Here is a 22479-nt window from a genome sequence, read left to right as displayed (position 1 = left end):
GCGATCTTCACATCGACGAGCAGGCGATCGATGGTCGCGGCGCTGATGGCCAGAACACGATCACGGTCCGCTTGGCCAAGCTGCAATCGACCATGTTGCTCGAGCGCCGGCAGCAAGGTCGAGATCATCACCTTGAGCCGCTTGCCGCACACCCGATCCGACGCCTCCCACAGCGCGGTCATCGCGTCCTTGATCGTCGCACCATATCCACGCTTGCGCTCTCGAGCTGCCTCGACCGCGCCGGGCCCAACCGGTGCGCGTCGCCGGAGTGCGCGCACCGCATGCTTGCGATGCCAACCCGTCGTCGCGCACAGCTCGTCGAGGATCCGCCCCTTCTCCGCCCGTTTGGCCGACCGGTAACGCTCCGTCACCGCCGACAACACCTCGCGCCGCGCGCCCATGCTGATCTTTCCCGCCATAGAGGCCACCGAAGCAATTTGGTGGCGCCGCTGCAGTCATCGGCGAGAAGTTGTCCAGTAACATTCTTGATGAGGCAATGCGCCCCTATCGGCATCCAAAAGGGACCCCTTTGATCGGCGTGCTCTGCTGGTAGCGCTCGGGTCGTCGGAGCTGGTCGGGGTTGCGGAGACGGCGCGAGCGCGGGTTGTTTGAACATCGTCGCGGCTTTTGAATCGCCAGCTGTCGTTGCCGGTTTCGACGATGTCGCAGTGATGGGTCAATCGGTCGAGTAGCGCGGTGGTCATTTTGGCATCGCCGAACACGCTCGGCCATTCGCCGAACGCAAGATTGGTGGTGACAATGATGGAGGTGCGCTCGTAGAGCCGGCTGATGAGATGGAACAGGAGCTGACCGCCGGATTGCGCGAACGGCAGATAGCCCAGCTCGTCGAGAACGATGAAGTCCATGCGGGTCAGATGCTCGGCGAGCCGTCCCTGCCGACCGTTGCGGGTCTCGGTCTCGAGCCGGTTGACGAGGTCGACGACGTTGTAGAAGCGTCCTCTGGCGCCATCGCGGATGCAACTTCTGGCGATGGCAATGGCGAGGTGTGTTTTGCCTGTACCGGTGCCGCCAACCAGCACGACGTTGCGTTGTTGGGCGATGAAGCCGCCGCCAGCGAGATCATTGACGAGAGTCTGATTGATCGGCGTGCCGTCGAACTGGAAGTCGGCGATGTCCTTGGCGAGCGGCAGCTTGGCAATGGTGAGCTGGTATTTGATCGACCTGGCTTGCTTCTCGTTGATCTCGGCGTTGAGCAGGTCGCCGACAATGCGCTGAGGTTCGTGCTGGCGCTTGACGGCAGTTGCCATGATCTCGTCGAAGGCGGCCTTCATGCCGTAGAGCTTGAGTTCGCCCATAAGATCGAAGATTTGGGTTCGTTCCATCAGATGGTCCTCCGGAGGTTGTCGTAGCGAGCACAATCGGCGATCGGTGCATGACGGAGCGTCAGTGCGGCCGGCGTCATGATGTTGGCCGGTGGGGCGAGTTCACGTTGACGGGCCAGGATATTGAGAACGACATCGGCGGAATGGACGCTGTGACTGAGCGCTTCGGCACAGGCCGCTTCCACCGCGGGGAGACCGTCAGTCAGCACCGCGTTGAGGATGTCGACCATCTGCCGATTGCCATCGTCGGTGCTGGCAAGCTTGCGCCGGATCCGCTCGATCGCGGCCGGCAGCACCCAGTCCTTGAAGGGAGCACCGTTGCGTAAGGCGCCGGGTTTGCGGGCGAGCACCGGCACATAATGCCAGGGGTCGTAGACGGTATCGCCGCGGCCAAAGGATCGCGGGTGCTCGGCAACGATACGTCCATCCTGACGGATCACGATGCGATCGGCATAGGCTTGAACCTCGACCGGTCGTCCGACTGCGCTGGCTGCGACCGAGTACTTGTTGTTGTCGAAGCGCACCAGGCAGGTCTTCGAGACCGATGCCGTCACCGCATGGAAGCCGTCGAAGCGGCCGGCATAGGGAACGAGTTTGGGGCGTTCGGCTTCGAACACGTCCCAGATCGTCTGATCGGCCAGCTCCGGATGGCGATGAGCCTTGGCGTAGGCGATGCATTTGTCGAGCAGCCAGGCGTTTAACTCGTCGAGGTTTTTGAACCGCAGCCGCGGCGTGAAGAAGCGTTCCCGGACCAGCCCGACCTGGTTCTCGACCTGCCCCTTCTCCCAGCCCGACGCTGGCGTACAGGCGACCGGATCGACCAGATAGTGGCTGCACATCTGCAGGAAGCGGCGATTGTAAAGACGGCCTTTACCGACGAAGATCGTCTCTACGGCGGTCTTCATGTTGTCGTAGATGCCGCGGGTGCAGGTGCCTTTGAACAGGGCGAACGCCCGGTCGTGGGCGTCGAACACCATCTCCTGCGTCTCCCGCGGATAGGCCCGCACGAACAGCATGCGGCTGTGACAGAGCCGGACATGAGCAGCCTTCACCATCACCGTGGTGCCGCTCAGCAGGACGACCTCGTGGCTCCAGTCGAACTGGTACGCTTCGCCTGGTGCAAAGCTCAGCGGGACATAAGCGGCTGCGGTCGATTGCCCGCGTTCCTTGCTCCACCGCCGTGCGTATCGACGAACCGCATCATAGCCGCCGGCATAACCCAGGCCGCGAAGCTCTTCGAATAGCCGGATCAGCGTCAGCCGTTCCCGTACTGCCTTGCTCTCATTCCCTGCCAGCAACCGGTCAAGCTCGGCACTCCAGGCACCGATCTTCGGGAGCGGCTGCGTCTCGCGCTCATACCGGAACTCCGTCGCTTGAGAACGAATGACCTTGCGAACCACCTTCCGCGATACGCCAAGTTCTCGGCAGATCGCCTTGATCGGACGACCATCAACAAAGTAGGCGCGACGGATCTTACCAATCGTCTCCACCACCAGCATCCCAACCTCGGCTTCCATGACTCGATGGAAGCCACTGTGGACCCTTATCCCGGGGTCCCGATTGGATGCCGATCACCCCGAAAACGGGGTCCTTATTCCATGCCGAAACACAGTCCTTTGTCGGAGGGGTTCTCGACCCGAACCAGCTTGGCCTTGGCATTGAGGGCGAGGGTGCGAACCGTGCCGGTGAAGCCGTTGCCGGTCGAGGTGAAGGTGCCGATGGTCGCCATTGTCGTGTCCTTTTCAGTTTCCCGGGCCGCGCCCATCGCGGCCTCGATGGCTGGCGACAGACCGGAGGCGGTCGACCCGCACCCCGAAGGGCCGGCACGCAGTAGAGGGCAGCCAGGGCACGACTTTCTTGTCTTGCGCGAGGAATGGACGCGCAGCGGTCCAGGGGAAGAAAGTCGTAACCGGCTGTTGCGGGGGTAAGAGCGAGGCGGCGCTTAAGCGACGACGCCCTTCGGTCAGACATGCCAAATCGAGGACGACGTGGGTGGGCCAGAAGAAACGGACAAGGGACACGACGGAGGACAGCGCTTCCCATGACGTTGCAAGTGATCATGCATTCCGGACCAACAGTGCCCTAAGGCCGGCGCTGAAAGTCCGTGTCGAGCCTGAGTTAACGCCGCGCTTGATCAACAGCAGCATTTGGAGTCCGAGTAGCCACAAAAAGGGATCCAGCGCCGGTCGCAGGACTCTACTATACGGAGCCGGCCTCAATCGTCATTGGTAAGTTCGTCGGGCCACATCTGCGCGCCATGAAGCACGCGCAAGATGCGAACGGTTTCACCGTCGACCAGATAAGCTGCGACATAAGGTGTGCGCGGGATGATCAACTCGCGCGTGCCAGCGACACGCCCAGGGCGGCCACTGTCAGGAAAGTCGAGCAGGCGCCGCGCGGCATCGGCAATCTGTTCGTCAACATGAACCGCCGCACGGGGATTCTCGGCTTCGATGTAGCTGAAAATGCCGTCGCGATCGGACAACGCGAAGCGCGACCAGACGAGTTTCACCGTTCATGCTCCGCCGCTTTTTCGAAGCGCAGCGGCGCGGCGTTGCGCGAAATGTGCTTCGACCTCGGAATCATCGAGATTTGGCCGGGTATCCGCCAGCGCTTGGAGCACCTTCTCGCGAAACCAGCTATCGTAAGCTTGGCTGTTGCTCACGAGCTCCAGCGGAAGCATCCCTTCGTTGGCCGTGCGTGTCAGCAGGATCCGCACGGCGTCGGATACCGTGAGACCCATGTTTTCCAGAACCGCGGTAGCCTTTTCCTTTACGTCCGCATCGATTCGGGTTTGGACAAGGGCATTCGAAGCCATAGCGACCTCCTTTATTCGCGGCTAATGTAATGCATTTGAATGACATGCGCCAGAGGCGTCACAGCCCCGTGACCGGGGAGCACAACGGCAAAACGGCCCCGCCTTTTGGCGGGGCCGCTGTCGCGGGCCCTCAGTCCCGGCTGGGGCGGGACCAGATGAGCTGGAGGCCGTCCTGGCCTTCCACCTCGATCAGGGTGGCGTAGATCGGAGCCGGGAAACTCGGATCGTCCAACTTGACCGAGAGGTAATCGCGTTCGGTGTCCTTGGCGGTCTTCTGCCAGGCCGCGCCCAGCTCGACTGCCGGTGAAGCCGTTGCCGGTCGAGGTGAAGGTGCCGATGGTCGCCATTGTGGTGTCCTTTTTTCAGTTTCCCGGGCCGCGCCCCTCGCGGCCTCGATGGCTGGCGACAGACCGGAGGCGGTCGACCCGCACCCCTAAGGGGCCGGCACGCAGTAGAGGGCAGCCAGGGCGCGACTTTCTTGTTTTGCGCGAGGAATGGACGCGCAGCAGTCCAGGGGAAGAAAGTCGTAACCGGCTGTTGCGGAGGTAAGAGCGAGGCGGCGCTTAAGCGACGACGCCCTACGGTCAGACATGCCAAATCGAGGACGACGTGGGCGTGCCAGAAGAAACGGCTGAGGAACACGAATTGCGATCATCAATACCTTGACCGAGGAAAGAACCCGATCACGGCTCATCGCACACATCTGGCAAACCGCCAGGCTTGCGCGTTGAGGTACGAACCGGGAAGGCGGGCGCGCTGCTCGGCCCTCAAGAGTCACACGGCCCGCAAAGTAAACCCGCAGACCACGAGCGTGATTTGCGCGGCAAAGCGACGACCCGTGCAAAGACAGAAGTCGTACCCTCGAAGGAAGGCAAGCAAGATCGCCGTCAGGTCGCGGTATCCAGCACGAGAAACAGAGGGCGCTGGCCGTCGAGCGGCCAAGCAAGGGGCAGCAGTCTCGGCGCTGATCGCCGGATAAGTAAGGGCCGGCAAGCGCCGGCCCCAATCACGCTGTGCGCTCATCATGCCGCTTCCTCGACGTCTGCTGCCTTCGGCTGCAGGTCGTGCAAATAGGCGGAGGCGCGTTGCGCTTGCGCAGCAGCCGAGAAGATAAAGCGCTTCTCATTAGACAAGACCTCCAACCACGACTTGACGTAGCTTGCATGATCCGGCCGCGGTTCAAGTTCGGGAACGATCCCGAGATCCGCGCAGAGGAAGCAGCTCCCGAGTTCGGCTATCAGCTCTTCGCGCGCGCGTTCGCTCCGATCCTTGCCGTAACGGCTGAGATCGCGATTAACGCGGTGAGCGGGAGCGGTCCAATGCACGGTCTCATGGGCTCTGACGGCGACATAGGAACCCGTGTCGCGAAAACTTTCGATCGGCGGCATCTGAATATGATCGGACGAAGGCGCGTAAAACGCCATCGAGCCGCCGTGCCGAACGATCGCCCCGGTGTTGGCAAAAAAAGCGTCGGCGTGCGCGTTGCGCTCGATCGTTGATGCGACGGCGGGCGGACGACCGTAGTAATGCGCGGGCAAGCCATCGATTTGATCGACGCAGAAGACGGTATAAGCTTTGAGGAAGGGGATATCCCGTTCGATTTCGTCGCCGTGAGCGTCGGTCTCCGTCTTGGTGAAGCGGCTCGCATACACCACAGTGCTGCCGGTCTCACCCTTACGGACATGCGCGCCAAGTTCACTGGCCTGCTTGAACGTCATCCAGATCGGCGAGCAGAAGCCGCGCGCGATGGCTTCTGACCAAAGCAGCAAGACGTTGATGCCCGCATAGGGCTGGCCGTTGTGTCGCAGCGGTCGGGTGATGCGGCCCGCCATATTTTCGGCGGTCCAAGGTTGAACCCAGGGGCGCACGCCGCGTTCGAGCTCGGCGATAATGCGGTCCGTGATCCGGGCGTACAGGTCGCCTCGCGACTTTTCTCCGTTCCTGCTCATTATAATAACCTCTCCGTTCGGAAGGCCGCGCCCATCGCGGCTCCTCACGGGGTCCGCCACCGCCGAACTCAAAGTCCGTGCACCTGAAAGGCCGAAGCAGCGCGAAGGACGGCGAAGCCGTTGCGCGGACATTGGGTCCGGCGCAGGACCACGGACCGGGAGGGGCCGACGATGGCGAGCAGCACGGGCGGCGGCTCCCTTTGTTGCAGCGGCGACACGAAAAAGGGCCGGTCTCGTGGACCGGCCCGTCAGGTGGCAGTAGTGGAAGAGGCGCGGGGCCGAGGCCCCGCGCCGACGGTCAGTCGAACGCCGACATCTGCGCCTTGGCCGCTTTCCGGCCGACGGTGTCGGTCGTGTTGTCGACGGGACGCTCGAAAGGCTTCCAGGTCTCGCCGACGACCTGTTCGTAGGCGGCGACGGCGCCTTCGGCGGCCATGCGAAGCGCGTGAGCCTGCGCGCCCATGTCGGCGGCGAATTCACGCTTGCGCTGTGCCTGGCTATCGAAGCCGACCGGACCATCGAGGTCCTCATCGCGGCTGTCGTTGGCGAGCTTGGCGGTCGCATCTCGCGCTTCAGTGACTGCCCGGGTGTAGAACTGGCCGGCGCCGTGGGCCGACCCGACATAAGCACCGACGATCCGTTGCAGGTGAATCTGCATGGCGCGTTCACTCAGGCCATCCTTGAGTGCGTCGGCGGTCTCGATGACGAGCCGCTCGTGCAAGTCGCGGATACCGTCGCTGTCGAGGACCGCAAGGCCGAAGCTCTCGGAGATGCGCAGTGTCTGTGCGGAGTCGGGGCAGACGAGGCGGACCATTTCGAGCGTCGTGCCGCGGCGAAGCGGGATGACACGGGCGGAGGAGTGGGGAGAGCGGGCGGTCTTGGTCATGATGAGATCCTTTCTCGGTTTCGCCTTGGGAAGCGATCGGGCCCTTGGCCGTCGCTCCCTCGGGTGCGGTCGACCAGAACCGGCCTCAGCGGGCTGCTTCAGGGGGCGGTGGCTGCCAAGGCGAGCGTGGGTGGGTTGCGGGCGAGCGGGCCCTCAGGCCTGCGAAGAACGCGGCCCCCATCGCGAGACGGCGGCCGCCGATCGCCTCGCGACTTGCCCTTGAAGCGGATCGCGGCCGGTTCAGACCGCAGCTCAAACCGAGGGAGTGACGGCCAAGGGTCAGCACGCCGCCGAAACCGTGAGAGGTTGGACCAAACCCGCTGAACTCTCCGCCTCGACATGAAGTGTTCGCGCGCGCCGCTCGCGTTCCAATCGGTGGGTCCTTCGCCTCTCACCGCCACGCAGCGGAAACGCGATGACGCGTCCGAAACTCGGCGATCGCCGTCTCCTGCCGATCGAGCTTGCGCGTGAGAGAGTCGATCTCGCCGCGACGGGCCAAGGCGAGCTCCGCGACATGCCGCTGAAACAGCCGCTCACCTTCCCGCAACTCTTCACTGCGTTCGAACGCCGTTGCGCCGAGAGAACGATCAAGGACAGTTGGCCGGACGCCTGGGAAACGATCTTCGGCGCGATCCTCAAGCCGGGCGAGTCCTACGAAAAGGACCGCCGTGCCTTCGAGCAGGCGCACGCGCGGGACTGGACCCGAACGGTTCGCAGCGCGCCTGGGACCTCTACGTCAAGTCGCGCTTCATCGAGACGAAGAACCCGGGCCGCGCGCTCGTGCTCGCCTCCGGCACGCCGATCACCAACACGCTCGGCGAGATGTTCTCGGTCCAGCGTTACCTCGGCTACGCGGCGCTCTTCGAGCGCGGGCTGCACGAGTTCGACGCCTGGGCGAGTACATTCGGCGATGTCACGACCGAACTCGAACTGCAGCCCTCCGGCAAATACAAGCCGGTGACGCGCTTCGCTACCTTCGTCAACGTGCCAGAGCTCATCGCCATGTTCCGCTCCTTCGCGGACGTGGTGATGCCGGAGGACCTACGCCAGTACGTGAAGGTGCCGGCGATCTCGACCGGCAAGCGTCAGATCCTGACCGCAAAGCCCTCGTCGGCATTCAAGCGCTACCAGACTCTGCTCGGCGAGCGCATCAAGGCGATCGAGGAGCGCGACCGCGCACCGGAGCCCGGCGACGACATCCATAGCGGCGGCAGGAGTTCGAGCATATAATCATACTCGGACTCCGCGATCTCGAACCACTCGCCGGCAAAGAGTTGGCGTGCCTCCCCCTCGGCCATGGCCGGATTGCCGCGGTGGCGATTGAACATGCGGTGCATCTCGGCGCGCGTCGCGACGCCTTCGAAGACTTTGCGGATGGTGGAAGAGGTGTGCATTGTGGCGGCTCCATTCGGCCTGGCTGGACAGAAGCGCGAGCGATCAGCCTGACCTCTTCGTCACTTCAGTCCTTCATCACACCTCCTCGCCGGCCGCATCGAAGGTCCGGCGGGTCAAGGGCCGCGGAACGCGGGCGAAGCGTCACCCTTGACGCGCTGGCCGGTCATGCGGCAGCGGTTTGCCCTCTTCTTTGTCCCTCTTTATTCGGACGTCCCTGTCGCATCGCTCTGGTGCAAGCCACCCCGCCATCGCGATCGTGCGGGAACCTTGACACCGCGCCACCCGGGAGGTCCGCGCGTCAGGCGGGCTCCGCCGCCGACTTGCTCAGCCGTTCTCCAGTCTCTTCGCCGGCCCCGTCAGATCCTCATTCCAGTCGCCGGCGCGCGGTCGCGATCGCGCATACTGCGCGCTTGCTTCCGCGGCGATGGTACGAATGCGATCGGCATAGACGTCACCCTGCCGATTGTTGTCGGTTGCCGCCACAAGCCGGGCATTGGGGCGCGTGGCCAGATTGCGGATGGCATGATCCGTCGCCGGCGACCAGCCGCCTCCGGTGCTGACATAGAGGGTGTCGGAGCGGTGGATCTCGATCGCGGCAAGGCTCATGGCATCGATGGCCGCCTCAGTGATGCAAATCCGCTCGGACCTGGTCGGTCCGAAGCGAAACAGCTCCTTGGCGCCGTCACTGGCGAAGCCGCGCCATGCCGGCCCACGCTCCTCCCAGCCCATGAGCGCTCCAGCAGAATCGCTATGTGCCGCCCACATGCTGCCCTTTGGCCCCTCACGCAAACGATCGCAGGCGGCCGCGTGCTTCACGATGACGGCCGGCAGTCCGCGTTGATCGGTGAGATAGCGCCAGGCTGGCGAGCCCGGCCTCGGCTTGACACGATGTGCCCACCGCTCAGCAATTGACCCAAGCGCCTTGTGCCTTGCCGGACGCTGCCACACAGGTCGGCTCGGGACGAAACCAACCGTATCCGCAACACGGTCGCATGCGTCAGAGAAGCCGACAGAACCAAGATGTTCGGCGAGCGAAAATACGTCCCCTTTCGCCGGCGACAACGGGTCGAACCAGCCGCGGCCTTCGTGGATGACGATGATGATATTGCTGTCGCGGCGATACTTGATCGCGCGTCGGGTGCTTTCCTTAACGTCGACCTTCCAACCGTCTTTCTCCAGCAGGGCCGCGCAGCCAACCTTTTGGCGCAGCTCTTCGATTTCTCTCTTGTCCATTTGCTTGCACCGGACTCGCGCAGGCGGGTCCGCCCCTTCTTCTGTTGGTCTCTCTTGTTCCTCGCCATGCGGAACATCCCCGACCGGCCGCGAAGCCTGCCGAATGCAAGGGCGCGCTGACCAACGGTCAGTCGTCGCATCGTCAGGCGCGGCGAAGCCTCCCTTGCAGCCGGCATGGCGCCAGCGGCAGCCGGCCACCCGGCTCAATGGACCGGGCTCCAGGGGTCGTACTCATGAACGATGGCGTCTTGATCGCCGTCGTACTCGCTGGAGACCATCACACCGAATTCTTCGTCAACCTGGAAAAGAATGACGGGCACCATGAGCGTGCGGGCCAGATCGAAGGCATGGTTCTGAGCGAGGGTGAGATTGTGTGACACTGAAGGCTCCCGTCTTGGGGCGGGGACCATCCCCGCTCGACAGGCGCCGACGTGTTCGGGGGCGGCCGCGGTCACCTCGAGAGGCGAAGCCGAAGAGGTCGCACGCTTGCGTAGCGAACCCCTTGCGGGTTGATCGTGGAAGGCCGCACCAGAACCAAGGAAAGCCCATTCGAGAGCGGGGCTGGTCCCTCACCGGAAGCATGGTGCACCACCGTGCACATCGTTCGTCCGTAGGATCGTTGCTACTCGGGTTGACAGCGAAAACGAACGCGGTCCTTTTGTTCGGTGTCAATGAAAGCTGTTCGCCGTACCAAGCGGACGCTGCTTCGCAACACTATCGTCCATTCGATCACCTCGTGCATCGTATCCCCTTTTGGCATAAGCCCTGATATGAGTCTGTGTTCAGGCACTCGTTTCGGCGCAGCAACTGCACTGCCGAGGACGTGGGGACGTATCTCGATTTCATTCCGGTGCTATGTTCACATAAAGCACGGGTAGTAGCTTGGACGACCTCGCCTCGCCGAACCCCATCGCGGTGCTGCTTCAGGCCTGTTCCGGACGAAACGCGGATCAGGCAGAAAGAGTAAGCGGCAACGATCGTCACCCGAAGGGCGGAGACGCTTCGCGACTCCGGTCGCAAGCGCTTGCTTGCGGGTAGAGCGTGACCGACCGGCAGGGAGGAGCCGCCCGGCGGTACTTCCCCTTATTCCTGGACAGAGGGCATCCTTGACCAGTACCGACAACCGTGTGGTCAATTGCTGCCGGCGCGCATTTTGCTAGTTAATCATTGCAATGGCGTGCCCACATATCGTGCGCGCGGACGTATCATGGCGCCCGGATTTGCAAGCACCTGCTCGATGCTATGTGCAAGCCAGCCAACGCTCCGGCCAATCACAAAAAGTGAGAACGGCGCATCATCGGGAAAATTGTAGCGATCGGCCAACGTGGCAAGCGCGAGATCGATCGTGGGAGCCAGACCTGTACTGGCGCTGACCTTGGCAATCGTTCGCTTCAGCCTTGCCCGTGGTTCAAATGCTCCGAGAAGCGAAGACGCACGTGGGTCTCCATCCGGGTACATGTAATGCCCGAAACCGGGGATCGGCCATCCCGATTCAAGATGACGTTGAATGACCTCGTCCGCACTCGTGCGATCGATCTCTTTCAAGAGTCCCTGAACCCGAATTGACGCGCCACCATGCAATGGACCGGAGGTTGCAGCCAACCCGGCGAGCATGCAGGCGCCGAGGCACGCTCCCGTCGAGGCCGCGACACGCGCGGCAAACACCGAATTGGTTAGTTCCTGATCAGCCAACAGAACCAGAGCGCGCCTGACAAGATCAAAGGCGGCGGGCTCCAACTTCCATCCCTTCGCCAAGCGAACGTGCACAGGATCGTCGCCCTGACTGGCGCCGAACGCGGTGACCAACCGCCCGACCAGGGTCGCGGCCTCTTCGCGCAAAACGCTGGACGCCAAGCCCAACGTTGGAGCACCGCCCGCTGCGGCGTCCGCAATGGCATTGAAGGCCCGGGCCCTCAGCCGTGAGCGTCCTGCCAAACCAAGGCGGATGGTTTCAAACCGTGGTGTCGCAGGAGAATCCCACAACACCGCCGCGGCTTCCTCCAACGTCGCAGTTCTCGATAACTGGACCGCGTCGCGGCCACGATAGTACAAGCGGCCGCGATGAATTGTCGAAATAGCGGTCGTGATGATCGGTTCTCCGAGCCAGATGGTCCCTGCCGCAATAGCTTCCGGTCGTCGACCACGTTTACGCTTCGCGACCAGGCTCGCGATGTCCTCCATTCTATAAAGACTTCGTCTCGGATTGCTGGGATCGCTGGAAACCCTGATCTGTCCTCGGCTCGCATACGCATAGAGCGTTTGCAGTCGCACGCCGAGCTCTCGCAAGGCCTCCGCGCGTGTTAGCCATTTCCCCATAGTTGATTCACATTATCAAGGTTGATCCGATCATCCTTCTAGTACGATGATCGAGCTGCCGCAAATTTGAATTCTGAAGATGCGAGCCCGGCCGACAGCGTCATCGACCGAGCACCTGCGGTGTCTCTCGGATAGAACCACGACACCTGCCGTCTCTTTGGCGGCCAACAACAATCAGAGCCTGCGACGCCTCGTTCGGGCGAACGCGGGACCATGCGCGCGCATCGAATGCTGGTGAGGTCTTCAAGTCGCGGACGCGGCTTGAAGAGCGGCCAATTCGCGAGTGGTGAAACAATTGAGTAAAAAACAAAAGGGACAAGGAAATGCAGCTAAATGTCACGAATGTCCGTACCGCGCCTTCGCGTTCGCGCTCGTGGCGAGTTCCTGTCCGATATACGATGCTCTTCTTCATCCTGCTTGCAACGCTGGTCAATTTTGTCGACCGAACCAATCTGGGTGTGGCGGCCCCGTTCCTGAGCAAGGAGCTCAATCTGGATAAGGCGCAGATGGGGCAGATATTTGCCGCCTTCGGCCTGACCTATGCGATCGCGCTGGTGCCCGGCGGATATATCGTGGATTTGTTCGGATCGCGCATCACCTATGCCGTTGCTCTCGTGGCGTGGTCGATGGCCACGATGGTTCAGGGATTTGCGAATGGCCTCAATATGCTAATTGGGTCGCGCCTTGCGATTGGTGCTCTTGAGTCGCCCGCCTTCCCTGCCAATGCTCGTGCAGTCACGATGTGGTTTCCGATGAGGGAGCGCGGCCTCGCGACCAGCATCTATGTGGCCGGCCAATACCTCGGAACGCCGCTGTTCGCAGGTGGGCTGCTTTGGATAGCCCTCGACTTCGGATGGCGCTCAGTGTTCTTCACAACGGGGATTGCCGGAATCCTACTCGGCACAGCCTGGTACTTCATTTATCAGGACCCATGCGCGTGCAAGCGCGTCAGCGCGGAGGAGCTCCAGCAGATCGAAGCCGGTGGAGGACTGATCGACAACAAAGAACGCACGGAATTCGATTGGCGAGCGCTGCTCAAGCTTTTGTCGCACAGGCAAGTGATTGCGATCTGTCTTGGGAAGTATTGCAACAACACGGTGCTGGTCTTCTTCTCGACGTGGTTCATGACCTTCCTGATCGAGGAGCGCCAGATGACGATGCTCAAGGTAGGCGTTTTCCAGGCTATTCCGTTTCTCGGCGCCACGGCCGGCATCCTCGCAGCCGGAGCCGTATCGGATTTCTTCATCCGCCGCGGCACGAGCATGTCGATCGCCCGAAAAGCGCCGCTGATCATCGGCACTCTCCTCGGTGCCTCGATCGTGCTGGTCAACACGGTCACGTCTGACGAGTTGATCATCGCCATTCTTACCTTGACATTCTTTGCCCAGGGCGTCGGGTCGTCGTCCTGGACGGCTGTATCCGAGATTGCGCCGAAGCAGTTCATCGGCTTGACGAGTGGGATCACCAGCCTCGCGGCAAATGTCGCCGGCGTGACGACGCCGCTCGTGATCGGCTACATCCTGAAGTTTTCGGGTTCGTTCTACTGGGCGCTCAATTTCGTCGGAATCATGAGCCTGCTCGGAGCGCTCTCCTATTCACTGCTCCTGGGGCGTTTGCACCGGATAGAATTATGAGCAATCGCACCATGCACGGGCTAATCAGCGAAATGGAAAACGGAATGACTTTGACAACCGATGCGCCGAAACTTCTTGTTGCCCGGCGCGTGCCCGAAGCCGTGGCCGACCGGGCCGTCCGCGAATTCAATGCAATCGTCACCGACCACGACATGGACGCCACATCCGTTGTTGCCGCAGCCCGCGCCCAGGGCAGCCAGGCCATCATACCCGGAAAGAAGGCGGCCTTGCAGGCCAATGACATAGCGGCCCTGCCTGATAGCGTCCGCATCATTGCTAATCCGAGTGCCGGCGTCGATCACATGGACGTGGAGGCGGCCCGCGCCCGCGGGATCGTCGTGACAAACGCGCCCGACTCCCTCACGGAATGCACGGCAGATTTTGCGTTCATGCTGATACTTGCGGCCTGCCGGCGCGCCCCCGAATACGAACAGATCATGCGCGCTGGCTGGCGCAAATCTTTCGGCATGCCGGACATGCTCGGAAAACGGGTAAATGGGCAAACCCTTGGGATCGTCGGCTTTGGTCGCATCGGCCGGGCCGTTGCCCGGCGCGCGCAAGCTTTCAATATGCGTATTCTCTACAATGATCGAGCGCCGGCGTCCGCCGACGTTGAGCAGGGCGCTGAATTCGTCGCTGAGCTCAACGACATGTTGCCACGCTGCGACATACTCACTCTGCACATACCTGGAGGGCTAGGCACGCTGATGACGCGCCAGGCATTCAGTCTTCTTCCCCGCGGCGCGGTGTTCGTGAATGCGGCGCGCGGGTCGCTGGTTGACGAAGATGCCTTGATCGATGCGCTTAAATCCGGCCATCTATTTGCAGCAGGCCTTGACGTCTACCGCAAGGAGCCGGACTTCGACACCCGCTTTGCCGAGCTGCCGAATGTATTTCTATCGCCGCACGTGGCGAGTGCTACGGTGGACGCTCGGAACGCGATGGGCTTTGCGGCACTCGATAATGTTGCGGCGGTGCTAGGCCGTCACCCACCGATCAATCCGGTCTAAGCGCCGCTGTGCCGCGGCCGGACGCCGGTGACGGCACCGCGGTTGCGTTCAGTAGCAAGGTATCGCAGGCGATCCGGATGTACGCGACAATCGGAAGCAGGGCCCAATACACACTTGCAATATGAAAAATGCCGGCGACGGAAAACGAAGGCCGCCGTAGCTGCTTCAGGGACGGCAGTGCAATGCTGGCATCCCACACCTGACGGCATCGCCAGCGATCCGCCAAAGCTCAAATGAGCAGATGCGGGGACAATTATTCTCTGCCTTACCGAAACAGCCCCTCGGTAGGTGCTCCGGAAATGGCCTAGCGGTCAGTACAGCCGACACGGCAACGGCTTGAGCATTCTCGGCTCGGACCAACAATGACGCTATGAAAGAGGTCACCACCTTTGTGACCGACCGGGAACGCTCTTGCGTAGTTTTTGGCGAGTTGGACGACCGTTCTGCGTATACGGCCGTTCTGCGTATTATGGGAGCAATCCCTGCCGAAGCGCGAGGGCCACAGCGTGTGGAAGGGTTAGTGCGGCAAGATTTCGCCTGGCATTGTCCAGATGAAACTTCACGCCTCGCGGCGTGACGTCAAGAAGCTCCGCAATGTCCTGCATCGTCTTGCCGTCAGAGATCCACGCGAGACACTGCCGCTCGCGCTGGGTTAGTGGGCTTCCCATCCCGCCACCTGATGACGCGCGTCCGATCTTGGCACTCACGTGGGCGTGGAAGTTGAGACCCACCGTTTGCAACATATCTTGTGAGGTCTCAATGAAACGATCGAGCCCAAGGCTGCGGTCGTCCACCGCGAGCGTAAAGGCCGCGAACTGGTTTTGGCTTGCGGGAATGCGACCAGTCAGACCGGTCCTGATCTTGAAACTGAGCGCATCGTCAAATAGTCGGCGTTCTTTTGGCGACTTTGCGCTTCGCGCCTCACGTCCATCCCACAGGAGCATCCGGCTTGTGTTTCGCGGTTCCTGAAGAACGGGATCGATGTTGTCGTACCCTTCGCGAAAATAGTGACTTGTCCAACTCTTTGGATAGGAAGAGATCAATTTGGGGCCGTTCGCGCGGTGGCCAAAATAGGCGAACCAGCGGAAACCCAATGCATGCGCGGTTCGTTCCGCGACACGCCGAAAATCATCTTCCGTATGGGCAGAGTGAAGACAATCGACAAATTCATTGCATGCTCTTTTGACATTTTTCATTGCGCCCCTTTTTTGCACTGTTCTGAGTTCCCAAAAGCGAACGACGCGCTCGATTCGCGCGTTGCGTGTGGCCGTGTATTGCGATGTTGCGGCGGCTTTGCGGCAAGAACAATTCCAAAACGCCCTGTCAGAACTGACAGCGCAACGCTGTGTCCGTGCCTGCTTTCTTGATCTCGAAGCTGTGATTCGTAAGCCGGAGGTTAAGAATGAAGGTCATTGTGCGCACGCGTGCGGCGCTCTTGCGCGATTTTGAACTGGCGATGGGAATGCATCGCCTGCGAGGACGCGTGTTCAAGGAACGACTCGACTGGGATGTCTCTGTCACGGGCGGGAAATCGATCAGTACGACACATTCAAGCCGACCTATCTCTTGGCGCTCGAGCAGAGCGACGTTATCGGTTGCGTTCGCCTGCTGCCCACCATAGGACGCAACATGCTGGCGGATACGTTCCCGGTGTTGCTGGATGGCTACGCGGCACCGAAGGCAGCCAGGATCTGGGAAAGCTCGCGCTTTTGCGTTGATACCAAAAACGTCGCGGCGATAGCTGAGAACGGCTTGCGGGAAGCAACGTACCTGCTCTTTGCGGCAATGATTGAATGGAGCCAGCAGCTCGACCTTCAGGCCATCGCGACCGTCACTGATCTGCGCATGGAGCGCATCCTGCGCCGAGCCGGATGGCATCTCGACCGCCTCGGCGAGCCGCGTCAAATCGGGGCGACCAAAGCCGTGGCGGGATTGTTGCCGATCACCAATGACGCTCTCGGCGCAATCCGAGCGGCCGGGAAGATTTCGGGGCGTGCAATTGACGCGCCGTCAAGCCTTCCGCTCGCGGCATAACGTCCCGCGTCTTCAACTCCCGAAACAAAGTCATCAATAATGGATCCAGCTGCATTCTCGGCTCTGGTCGAACAGTGCGCGCCGACGCCGAACCTCGTGCGGCCTCTGGCGGCAATTGTGCGGCAAGCGAGCTCGTTCGAGCCGCTGCTCATCACAATTCAGGGGCGGAAACCGATTCCGATTCAAGCAAATGACCGTGACGAAGCGATCCAGCTCACGACGGAGGCCATCGCCACCGGCCAGCCGGTCCGGATTGGACTCGCTCAACTCGATGCCGCGGAAATAAAGCAGGCAGGGCTGACGGCGACCACGACCTTCGACGCCTGCAAGCATATTGCGGGCCTTGGCAGGTTATTTGAAGTGCGACTTCAGGCCGCCAACATGAATAGCTCAGACCGCGACCAGGCAATTGCCAGCGTTGTCGCGAGCTTCGCGGCCAAAGCTCCCGGCACACCGCCCGACTCCGGTAACCGACCAACGGCCTCTTCCGGTGTCGACACTTCCAACGGCGACATTCCGACAATCAACACGCCTGCTCCCTCCGCCAGGGAGCGTCCGAACTGGGATGTCTACCGCTCGGGCGTTGGCAGGTCAGCCTTTGTCTATGAACGATGAGGACCTCTTTTCTTTTGTCTCAACTCAACACCGCGGTCCGGATAGATCCGGCTGCACTGCCAATCGGAGCCGTGTCATGACTTCTCCTCTTAAGAAATCCGCCGCACTCCTGTGCATGGCGACCGTTCTCAGCATTGCCTTGGTCGAGCCTGCGCTCGCGCAGACCGCGAACATCGAGGGCGTGCTGCAGAACATCGTCAACATGTTGACTGGCAACGTCGCGCGCTTGCTGGCGACACTGGCAGTCATCATCGTCGGCATCGCCTGGATGTTCGGCTATCTCGACCTGCGCAAGGCCGCCTATGTCGTGCTCGGTGTCGCCATCACCTTCGGCGCCTCCGAGGTGGTCTCGACCTTGACCGGAGGTCGTTGATGATCGCGGCCGCGCGTCTCACAGAGGACACCTTATTCCTCGCCTGCACGCGTCCGGCCATGATTGCCGGCGTCACCATGGAAGCCATGGCGCTCAACGTGATGTTTTCCTGCATCCTGTTCCTGGTGGCCGGGAGCGTCGCCTACGGTCTGGTCGCGATTCCGATTCATGGTCTTTGCCGCATCATCTGCCGCCACGACCCCAACATGTTCCGAATTCTGCTCGCCTGGATCGAAACCCGTGGACGCACGCGCAACGCCTCCTTCTGGGGCGGATCGTCCTGCACGCCCCTTAAGCTCGTTCGGCGATATCGAGTACGAGACCTTGGCTATGCGTAACGCGGCACTCAAAACCCGGGAGATCGGGCCCGCAGTCTACCTCCCGTTCGGCCGACATGTTACAGATACCGTGATCAGTCTCACAACCCGGGCCCTGGTCACGGTGATCCGGGTCGACGGCACCTCGTTCGAGACCGCCGAGACGGCGGATCTCAACGATCTTCACGCCAAGCTGAATCTCACCTTGCGCAATGTTGCGGATCCGCGGCTGGCGCTCTGGACTCATCTGGTGCGCCGGCGCACGTCGGACTATCCGGCCGGGACATTCCGATCGCCATTTGCAGCCTCGCTTGACGCCCAGTATCGCGACCGGCTTCGCAAGGCAGCTCTATTTCGCAATGACCTCTATCTGACGCTGGTCTGGCATCCCGGACGCGTCACCGCCGACGCAGCGGCCGCGTTCTTCAAGCGGCTGGGCCGGAGCGCGGCGCACTCCCTCGAGGTCGACAGCGATGCCTTAAAGCGGCTCAACGATGCCAGGCGTGATATGGTCGCAGCATTGGAACGTTACGGCGCCCATGCCCTCGGATTGGTTGAGCGCGACGGCATCACGTTCTCAGAGCCGATGGAGTCGCTCCACGCCGTCGCCTCCGGCGAGTGGATGCCAATGCCATTGCCGCAGGGGCCGATAGGCCCTGCACTCTATTCAAACCGCGTCATCTTCGGCCGTGAAGCCATCGAAATCCGAGGCGCCGGTGGATCGCGCTTCGCTGGCATGTTTGGACTCAAGGAATATCCGGCGTCCACCAGGCCCGGCCTGCTGAACGCGCTGCTTTCGGCGCCTTTCGAGATTATCCTCACGCAATCCTTCGCGTTCTTGTCCAAAGCCGACGCCAAGACGGTCCTGACGCGTAAGCAGAACCAACTGGTCTCGGCTCAGGATCCGGCGGCCTCGCAGATCGACGAACTCGCTGACGCGCTCGACGATCTCGAATCCAACAGGTTCGCGCTTGGAGATCATCACCTTTCGCTACTGATCTATGCCGAGACGCCTTCGCAACTGCAGGATCACATGAGCGTGGCGCGACGCGCCCTGGCGGATGCGGGTGCCGTGGTGGCGCGCGAAGATCTCGGACTTGAAGCGGCTTATTGGGCGCAACTCCCCGGGCTGTTCAAGTATCGGGCAAGAACTGGGGCGATCAGCTCGCGCAATTTCGCAGCATTCTCCCCGTTCCACACCTATCCCACAGGACAGCCAGCCGGCAACCATTGGGGACCAGCGGTTGCGATGCTCAAGACCGCATCCGGCTCGCCGTTCTACTTCTCCTTTCATCACGGCGACCTCGGCAATACCTTCATCTGTGGCCCCTCGGGGTCCGGCAAAACCGTCGTGCAGAACTTTCTGCTGTCGCAGGCCGAGCGGCTCGGTGCCACTTACGTCTTCTTCGACAAGGACCGCGGCGCCGAGATTTTCGTCCGCGCCGCCGGCGGCACCTATCTGACACTCCGCAATGGTGTCCCAACCGGCTGCGCGCCCCTCAAGGCGCTGGAGCTGACACCAAACAATCTTTCCTTCCTGGGTGAACTTGTCCGGAAGCTTGTCACGCCAGAAAACCGCCCGCTGACCGTGACCGAGGAGGAGCGGATCGACTCCGGATTGCGGGCCCTCGCCCAACTTCGGCAGGCGGAGCGCTCGTTCGGGGCGCTGCGGGCCTTTCTCGGCCAACAGGATCGCGAAGGGATCGGCGCACGGCTGGAGCGATGGTGCCGGGGCGCTCCCTACGGCTGGGTACTGGATGGCGAGCAGGATGCCATCGGGTTAGAGGCCCGGTTCATCGGCTTCGACATGACCGATCTGCTGGATCATCCCACCGTTCGCACGCCGCTCATGATGTATCTGTTCCATCGTGTGGAGCGCCTGATCGACGGCCGGCGCCTGATCATCGACATCGACGAATTCTGGAAGGCGCTTGGTGACGAGGCATTTCGTGATCTCGCCAACAACAAGCTGAAAACCATCCGCAAACAGAACGGCGTCATGGTGTTCGGCACGCAGTCGCCGCGCGACGCGCTGGCCTCTCCGATCGCACACACCATCGTCGAGCAATGCCCGACGCAAATCTTCCTGCCGAACACGCGGGGAACGCGCTCGGACTATGTCGACGGCTTCCATCTGACCGACTCTGAATTCCGTCTGATCAAGGAGGAGCTCGCGCCCGAAAGCCGACGTTTCCTGGTCAAACAAGGCCACAATTCGGTGGTGGCGGAACTCGACCTGGTCGGTTTCGACGACGCGCTCGCCGTCTTGTCGGGACGCACGGAAACGGTCGAACTGCTCGACCGCGTTCGGGCAGAGGTCGGCGACGATCCGGCCCAGTGGCTGCCGATATTTCACGCGGAGCGGAGGACAATCCGATGACGGTTCAACGTATCCCGACGATTCTCACGTTCGTCCCACTCCTGATCCTCCCGATGGCATCACCTGCGGGAGCGGAGATTGTGTTCGATCCCAGCGTCTACGCGCGGCAATTCGAGCAATTAACGGAGCTGAAGAAGCAGGTCGATACCCTGACGTCCCAGCTCAGGGTGGCGCAGGATCAATTGAACCAGGCCAAGCAGCTCTATGACAGTTTCAACAAGCGGACCAACGCCAACGACATCGGCGCGCTTCTAAACACGCCGCAGTTCCGGAAAGTCCTGCCCCAACAATTCTCTGACATCGAACGTCTCGTTGCGGGGCAGGGTGGCGGCAACTTCGCCGACGCGATGAACCATTATCTTTCGCAGAACCGCGCGTATGGCGGCAACAGTGGCAATTCGTATTACCAGAGCGAACTCGACCGGATCGCGCGGCAGACCGGCGCCAAGCACTCCATGGGCCAGGCGGTCTACGACACTGCCTCGCAGCGTATCGATGCACTCGAAGAATTGAGGATGCGCATCAGCTCCGCGAGCGACGTCAAGGAGACTCTCGATCTTTCGGCGCGGCTGCAGGCCGAACAGGCGCTGCTGCAGAACGATGTGCTCCGGATGCAGGGTCTTGCGATGATCCAGCAGGCCCGCACCGACATGGATGGCCAGCGGGAACGCGAGAAGCAAGAACAACTGGTTGATGAAATGAAGGCGGCCCTGAAATGAAATTGAACACGTCCATAGTTGCACTCTCTTTCGCCGCTGTTCTTACGGGCTGCAACGAGGTCGACAAGAGTCAGCGCATAAATACGGTCGGCTGGTATCTCGACCATCGGGACGAGCTTGCGGCGGCTCTCAATACGTGCGGCGACAATCCCGGGGAGTTCGCAAAGACGCCGAACTGTATCAATGCGAACGAGGCTCGCAACAAGATTACCGTCCAAGAGATGGAAGACGCCATGAAGTAAGGATCGCCGCGATGGCCATAAACGTCTTTGACAGCTTTCTGAAGGAGTTCGAGCAGCCGATCACGACATTCGTGTCGACCTCGGTATCGAATCTTGCCTCCTACATTGATGGTCCTCTCCGCACGGCCGTGATGCTCTATGTCATCCTCTACGGCTTTGCGGTGATGCGGGGCGCAATCTCCGAGCCAATCATGGAGTTTGCCTGGCGGGCAATGCGGATCGTAGTCGTGGTGCTGCTAGCGACCAACTCAAGCGCGTTTCAGCAATACGTCACGGGGCTGTTTTTCGATTCGTTGCCGAAGGAGATTGGCAATGCATTGGCGGGTGCCGGACTCAACACCAATTCCGGAGTTCCGTTTGATCAGCTTCTGACCAAAGGAATTGACGTCGCTAATAGGATCTACAAACAGGCCGGACTGACGAACATCGCGCCAGCGCTGATTGCCGCCATTCTCCTGGTCTTTGTGGCGGTTGGCTCCTTCTTGCAGTTTGCCATCCTGCTCTATGCCAAAGTTGGTCTGGGCGTCGTGATCGCACTTGGGCCGCTCTTCATTGCGCTTGGACTATTTGAGGCCACGCGCCCATTTACGGAGGCTTGGCTTCGGCAGGTCGCGAATTTCGTGATCCTGCTGGTGCTGGTGGTCGCTCTGGTCGGGCTGATGTTGACCACCGTCAGCGGCTTCATCGACAGGTTCGCTGCAAACGCCGGTACGGCCGGCGAGATGGTGGTAGCTGCGGTCGCCATCAGCGCGGTGCTCGGTCTGTCCGGATACATCGCGCTTCAACTGCCGGTCATCGCAGGCGGTCTCGCCGGGGGTGGAGCTTCGCTCGCAAGCCGGCTGGTCACAAGCCCAATGATCGCCAATGCCACGGCGGCAGCGAGCGGCGCTTTTGCCGGCGCGCGCTGGTCAGCCAGCCGCGGTCTCGCGGCCGTAAGAGGCAGCCGCCAGGGCGGCAGTATGCGGCGCACTCAATCGCCGGGGACTACGGCGGCCTAAACAATTGATCGCCGGCATCAGGCGACAGAGAAACACAGGGGCATCAGAACGATGTGGCGTCGACTATTCATCATCTGCGTCATCGCATGGCAGCTTGGCGGCTGCGCGATCTGGTCAAAAGCACCGCCGTCATGTGACGGGCTAGCTCGCCGACCGCTCAATCGTTCGTTATGGGATTGGGAAACCGGCGCGCCATTGGCGACACCGGAGCCGCCAC

At 61.5% G+C, this 22479-nt stretch carries 20 protein-coding genes and 6 pseudogenes; 12 read left to right on the top strand and 14 right to left on the bottom strand.

All coding sequences use genetic code 11. The annotated features are described in order from the left end of the window. The 9 genes and pseudogenes from ABIB06_RS10905 to ABIB06_RS10865 all read right to left on the bottom strand — a co-directional run. Positions 1-419, bottom strand: a pseudogene (locus ABIB06_RS10905) (transposase); the annotation flags it as partial. Between the two features lie 36 nt (positions 420-455). Then, complete coding sequence (istB, locus tag ABIB06_RS10900) at positions 456-1343, bottom strand: IS21-like element helper ATPase IstB (RefSeq protein ID WP_354049517.1); 888 nt, start codon at positions 1341-1343, stop codon at positions 456-458. A gap of 8 nt (positions 1344-1351) precedes the next feature. After that, a pseudogene (istA, locus tag ABIB06_RS10895) lies at positions 1352-2842 on the bottom strand (IS21 family transposase); the annotation flags it as partial. A gap of 113 nt (positions 2843-2955) precedes the next feature. Next, positions 2956-3072 (bottom strand): annotated as a pseudogene (locus tag ABIB06_RS10890) (DUF736 family protein); the annotation flags it as partial. A 486-nt stretch (positions 3073-3558) separates the two neighbouring features. Beyond that, positions 3559-3855: a type II toxin-antitoxin system RelE/ParE family toxin gene (locus tag ABIB06_RS10885; RefSeq protein ID WP_247446088.1), complete on the bottom strand. Its 297-nt coding sequence runs from the start codon at positions 3853-3855 to the stop codon at positions 3559-3561. Between the two features lie 3 nt (positions 3856-3858). Continuing rightward, on the bottom strand, positions 3859-4161 hold the full coding sequence (locus ABIB06_RS10880; protein ID WP_354049516.1) for a type II toxin-antitoxin system RelB/DinJ family antitoxin: 303 nt from the start codon (positions 4159-4161) through the stop codon (positions 3859-3861). Between the two features lie 130 nt (positions 4162-4291). Next, positions 4292-4558, bottom strand: coding sequence for a DUF736 domain-containing protein (locus tag ABIB06_RS10875; RefSeq protein ID WP_354049530.1), 267 nt, complete (start codon positions 4556-4558; stop codon positions 4292-4294). 625 nt (positions 4559-5183) lie between these two features. Next, the gene (locus ABIB06_RS10870) at positions 5184-6110 is read right to left on the bottom strand and encodes an ArdC family protein (protein ID WP_354049515.1); all 927 of its coding nucleotides are present in this window, start codon (positions 6108-6110) and stop codon (positions 5184-5186) included. A gap of 298 nt (positions 6111-6408) precedes the next feature. Then, positions 6409-6996 (bottom strand): hypothetical protein, encoded by a 588-nt coding sequence (locus ABIB06_RS10865; RefSeq protein WP_354049514.1) that lies wholly within the window; start codon positions 6994-6996, stop codon positions 6409-6411. Between the two features lie 532 nt (positions 6997-7528). Between ABIB06_RS10865 and ABIB06_RS38900 the strand changes: the two are divergent. Both ABIB06_RS38900 and ABIB06_RS10860 read left to right on the top strand, forming a co-directional pair. Continuing rightward, positions 7529-7696: pseudogene (locus ABIB06_RS38900) on the top strand (DUF7007 domain-containing protein); the annotation flags it as partial. Then, a pseudogene (locus tag ABIB06_RS10860) lies at positions 7690-8196 on the top strand (helicase-like domain-containing protein); the annotation flags it as partial. The pseudogenes ABIB06_RS38900 and ABIB06_RS10860, both read left to right, overlap by 7 nt. Here ABIB06_RS10860 and ABIB06_RS10855 read toward each other — a convergent pair. From ABIB06_RS10855 to ABIB06_RS10840, 4 genes are all read right to left on the bottom strand, one after another. Next, on the bottom strand, positions 8121-8333 hold the full coding sequence (locus ABIB06_RS10855; RefSeq protein WP_354049529.1) for a DUF1419 domain-containing protein: 213 nt from the start codon (positions 8331-8333) through the stop codon (positions 8121-8123). The pseudogene ABIB06_RS10860 and the gene ABIB06_RS10855 sit on opposite strands and share 76 nt — an antisense overlap. Positions 8334-8715: 382 nt before the next feature. Beyond that, positions 8716-9624, bottom strand: coding sequence for a DUF3991 and toprim domain-containing protein (locus tag ABIB06_RS10850; RefSeq protein ID WP_354049513.1), 909 nt, complete (start codon positions 9622-9624; stop codon positions 8716-8718). 203 nt (positions 9625-9827) lie between these two features. Beyond that, complete coding sequence (locus ABIB06_RS10845) at positions 9828-10004, bottom strand: hypothetical protein (protein WP_354049512.1); 177 nt, start codon at positions 10002-10004, stop codon at positions 9828-9830. Positions 10005-10788: 784 nt separating this feature from the next. Further along, positions 10789-11805: a citrate synthase gene (locus ABIB06_RS10840; RefSeq protein ID WP_354125592.1), complete on the bottom strand. Its 1017-nt coding sequence runs from the start codon at positions 11803-11805 to the stop codon at positions 10789-10791. A 533-nt stretch (positions 11806-12338) separates the two neighbouring features. Here ABIB06_RS10840 and ABIB06_RS10835 point away from each other — a divergent pair. Both ABIB06_RS10835 and ABIB06_RS10830 read left to right on the top strand, forming a co-directional pair. Beyond that, a complete protein-coding gene (locus ABIB06_RS10835; RefSeq protein ID WP_354068930.1) occupies positions 12339-13574 on the top strand; it encodes an MFS transporter in 1236 nt (411 codons plus the stop codon). Further along, positions 13571-14584 (top strand): 2-hydroxyacid dehydrogenase, encoded by a 1014-nt coding sequence (locus ABIB06_RS10830; RefSeq protein ID WP_354068932.1) that lies wholly within the window; start codon positions 13571-13573, stop codon positions 14582-14584. The genes ABIB06_RS10835 and ABIB06_RS10830 overlap by 4 nt, the downstream gene beginning before the upstream one ends. Positions 14585-15051: 467 nt before the next feature. Here the strand turns inward: ABIB06_RS10830 and ABIB06_RS10825 are convergent, their stop codons facing one another. Beyond that, complete coding sequence (locus tag ABIB06_RS10825) at positions 15052-15780, bottom strand: LuxR family transcriptional regulator (protein WP_354068934.1); 729 nt, start codon at positions 15778-15780, stop codon at positions 15052-15054. A gap of 206 nt (positions 15781-15986) precedes the next feature. On the opposite strand from ABIB06_RS10825, the pseudogene ABIB06_RS10820 reads away from it, so the two are divergent. From ABIB06_RS10820 to ABIB06_RS10785, 8 genes and pseudogenes are all read left to right on the top strand, one after another. After that, positions 15987-16618, top strand: a pseudogene (locus ABIB06_RS10820) (acyl-homoserine-lactone synthase). Positions 16619-16657: 39 nt separating this feature from the next. Continuing rightward, positions 16658-17233 carry a lysozyme family protein gene (locus tag ABIB06_RS10815; RefSeq protein WP_354068937.1) on the top strand — a complete coding sequence of 192 codons (576 nt, stop codon included), beginning with the start codon at positions 16658-16660 and terminating at the stop codon, positions 17231-17233. A gap of 76 nt (positions 17234-17309) precedes the next feature. Further along, complete coding sequence (locus tag ABIB06_RS10810; RefSeq protein WP_354068939.1) at positions 17310-17606, top strand: TrbC/VirB2 family protein; 297 nt, start codon at positions 17310-17312, stop codon at positions 17604-17606. Next, positions 17606-17944: a VirB3 family type IV secretion system protein gene (locus ABIB06_RS10805; RefSeq protein ID WP_354068941.1), complete on the top strand. Its 339-nt coding sequence runs from the start codon at positions 17606-17608 to the stop codon at positions 17942-17944. Before ABIB06_RS10810 ends, ABIB06_RS10805 begins: the two co-directional genes overlap by 1 nt. Then, positions 17937-20303: a VirB4 family type IV secretion/conjugal transfer ATPase gene (locus tag ABIB06_RS10800; RefSeq protein ID WP_354068943.1), complete on the top strand. Its 2367-nt coding sequence runs from the start codon at positions 17937-17939 to the stop codon at positions 20301-20303. The genes ABIB06_RS10805 and ABIB06_RS10800 overlap by 8 nt, the downstream gene beginning before the upstream one ends. Continuing rightward, the gene (gene virB5, locus ABIB06_RS10795) at positions 20300-21022 is read left to right on the top strand and encodes a P-type DNA transfer protein VirB5 (protein WP_354125591.1); all 723 of its coding nucleotides are present in this window, start codon (positions 20300-20302) and stop codon (positions 21020-21022) included. The genes ABIB06_RS10800 and virB5 overlap by 4 nt, the downstream gene beginning before the upstream one ends. Beyond that, positions 21019-21264 (top strand): EexN family lipoprotein, encoded by a 246-nt coding sequence (locus ABIB06_RS10790; protein ID WP_354068947.1) that lies wholly within the window; start codon positions 21019-21021, stop codon positions 21262-21264. Before virB5 ends, ABIB06_RS10790 begins: the two co-directional genes overlap by 4 nt. Before the next feature lie 11 nt (positions 21265-21275). Beyond that, positions 21276-22262: a TrbL/VirB6 family protein gene (locus ABIB06_RS10785; RefSeq protein WP_354068949.1), complete on the top strand. Its 987-nt coding sequence runs from the start codon at positions 21276-21278 to the stop codon at positions 22260-22262. Positions 22263-22479: the final 217 nt, after the last annotated feature.

Source organism: Bradyrhizobium sp. LB8.2, from assembly GCF_040548035.1.
Classification (GTDB): domain Bacteria; phylum Pseudomonadota; class Alphaproteobacteria; order Rhizobiales; family Xanthobacteraceae; genus Bradyrhizobium.
The sequence above is the reverse complement of the archived record's forward strand: the minus strand, read 5'-3'. Positions and strand labels throughout refer to the sequence as shown.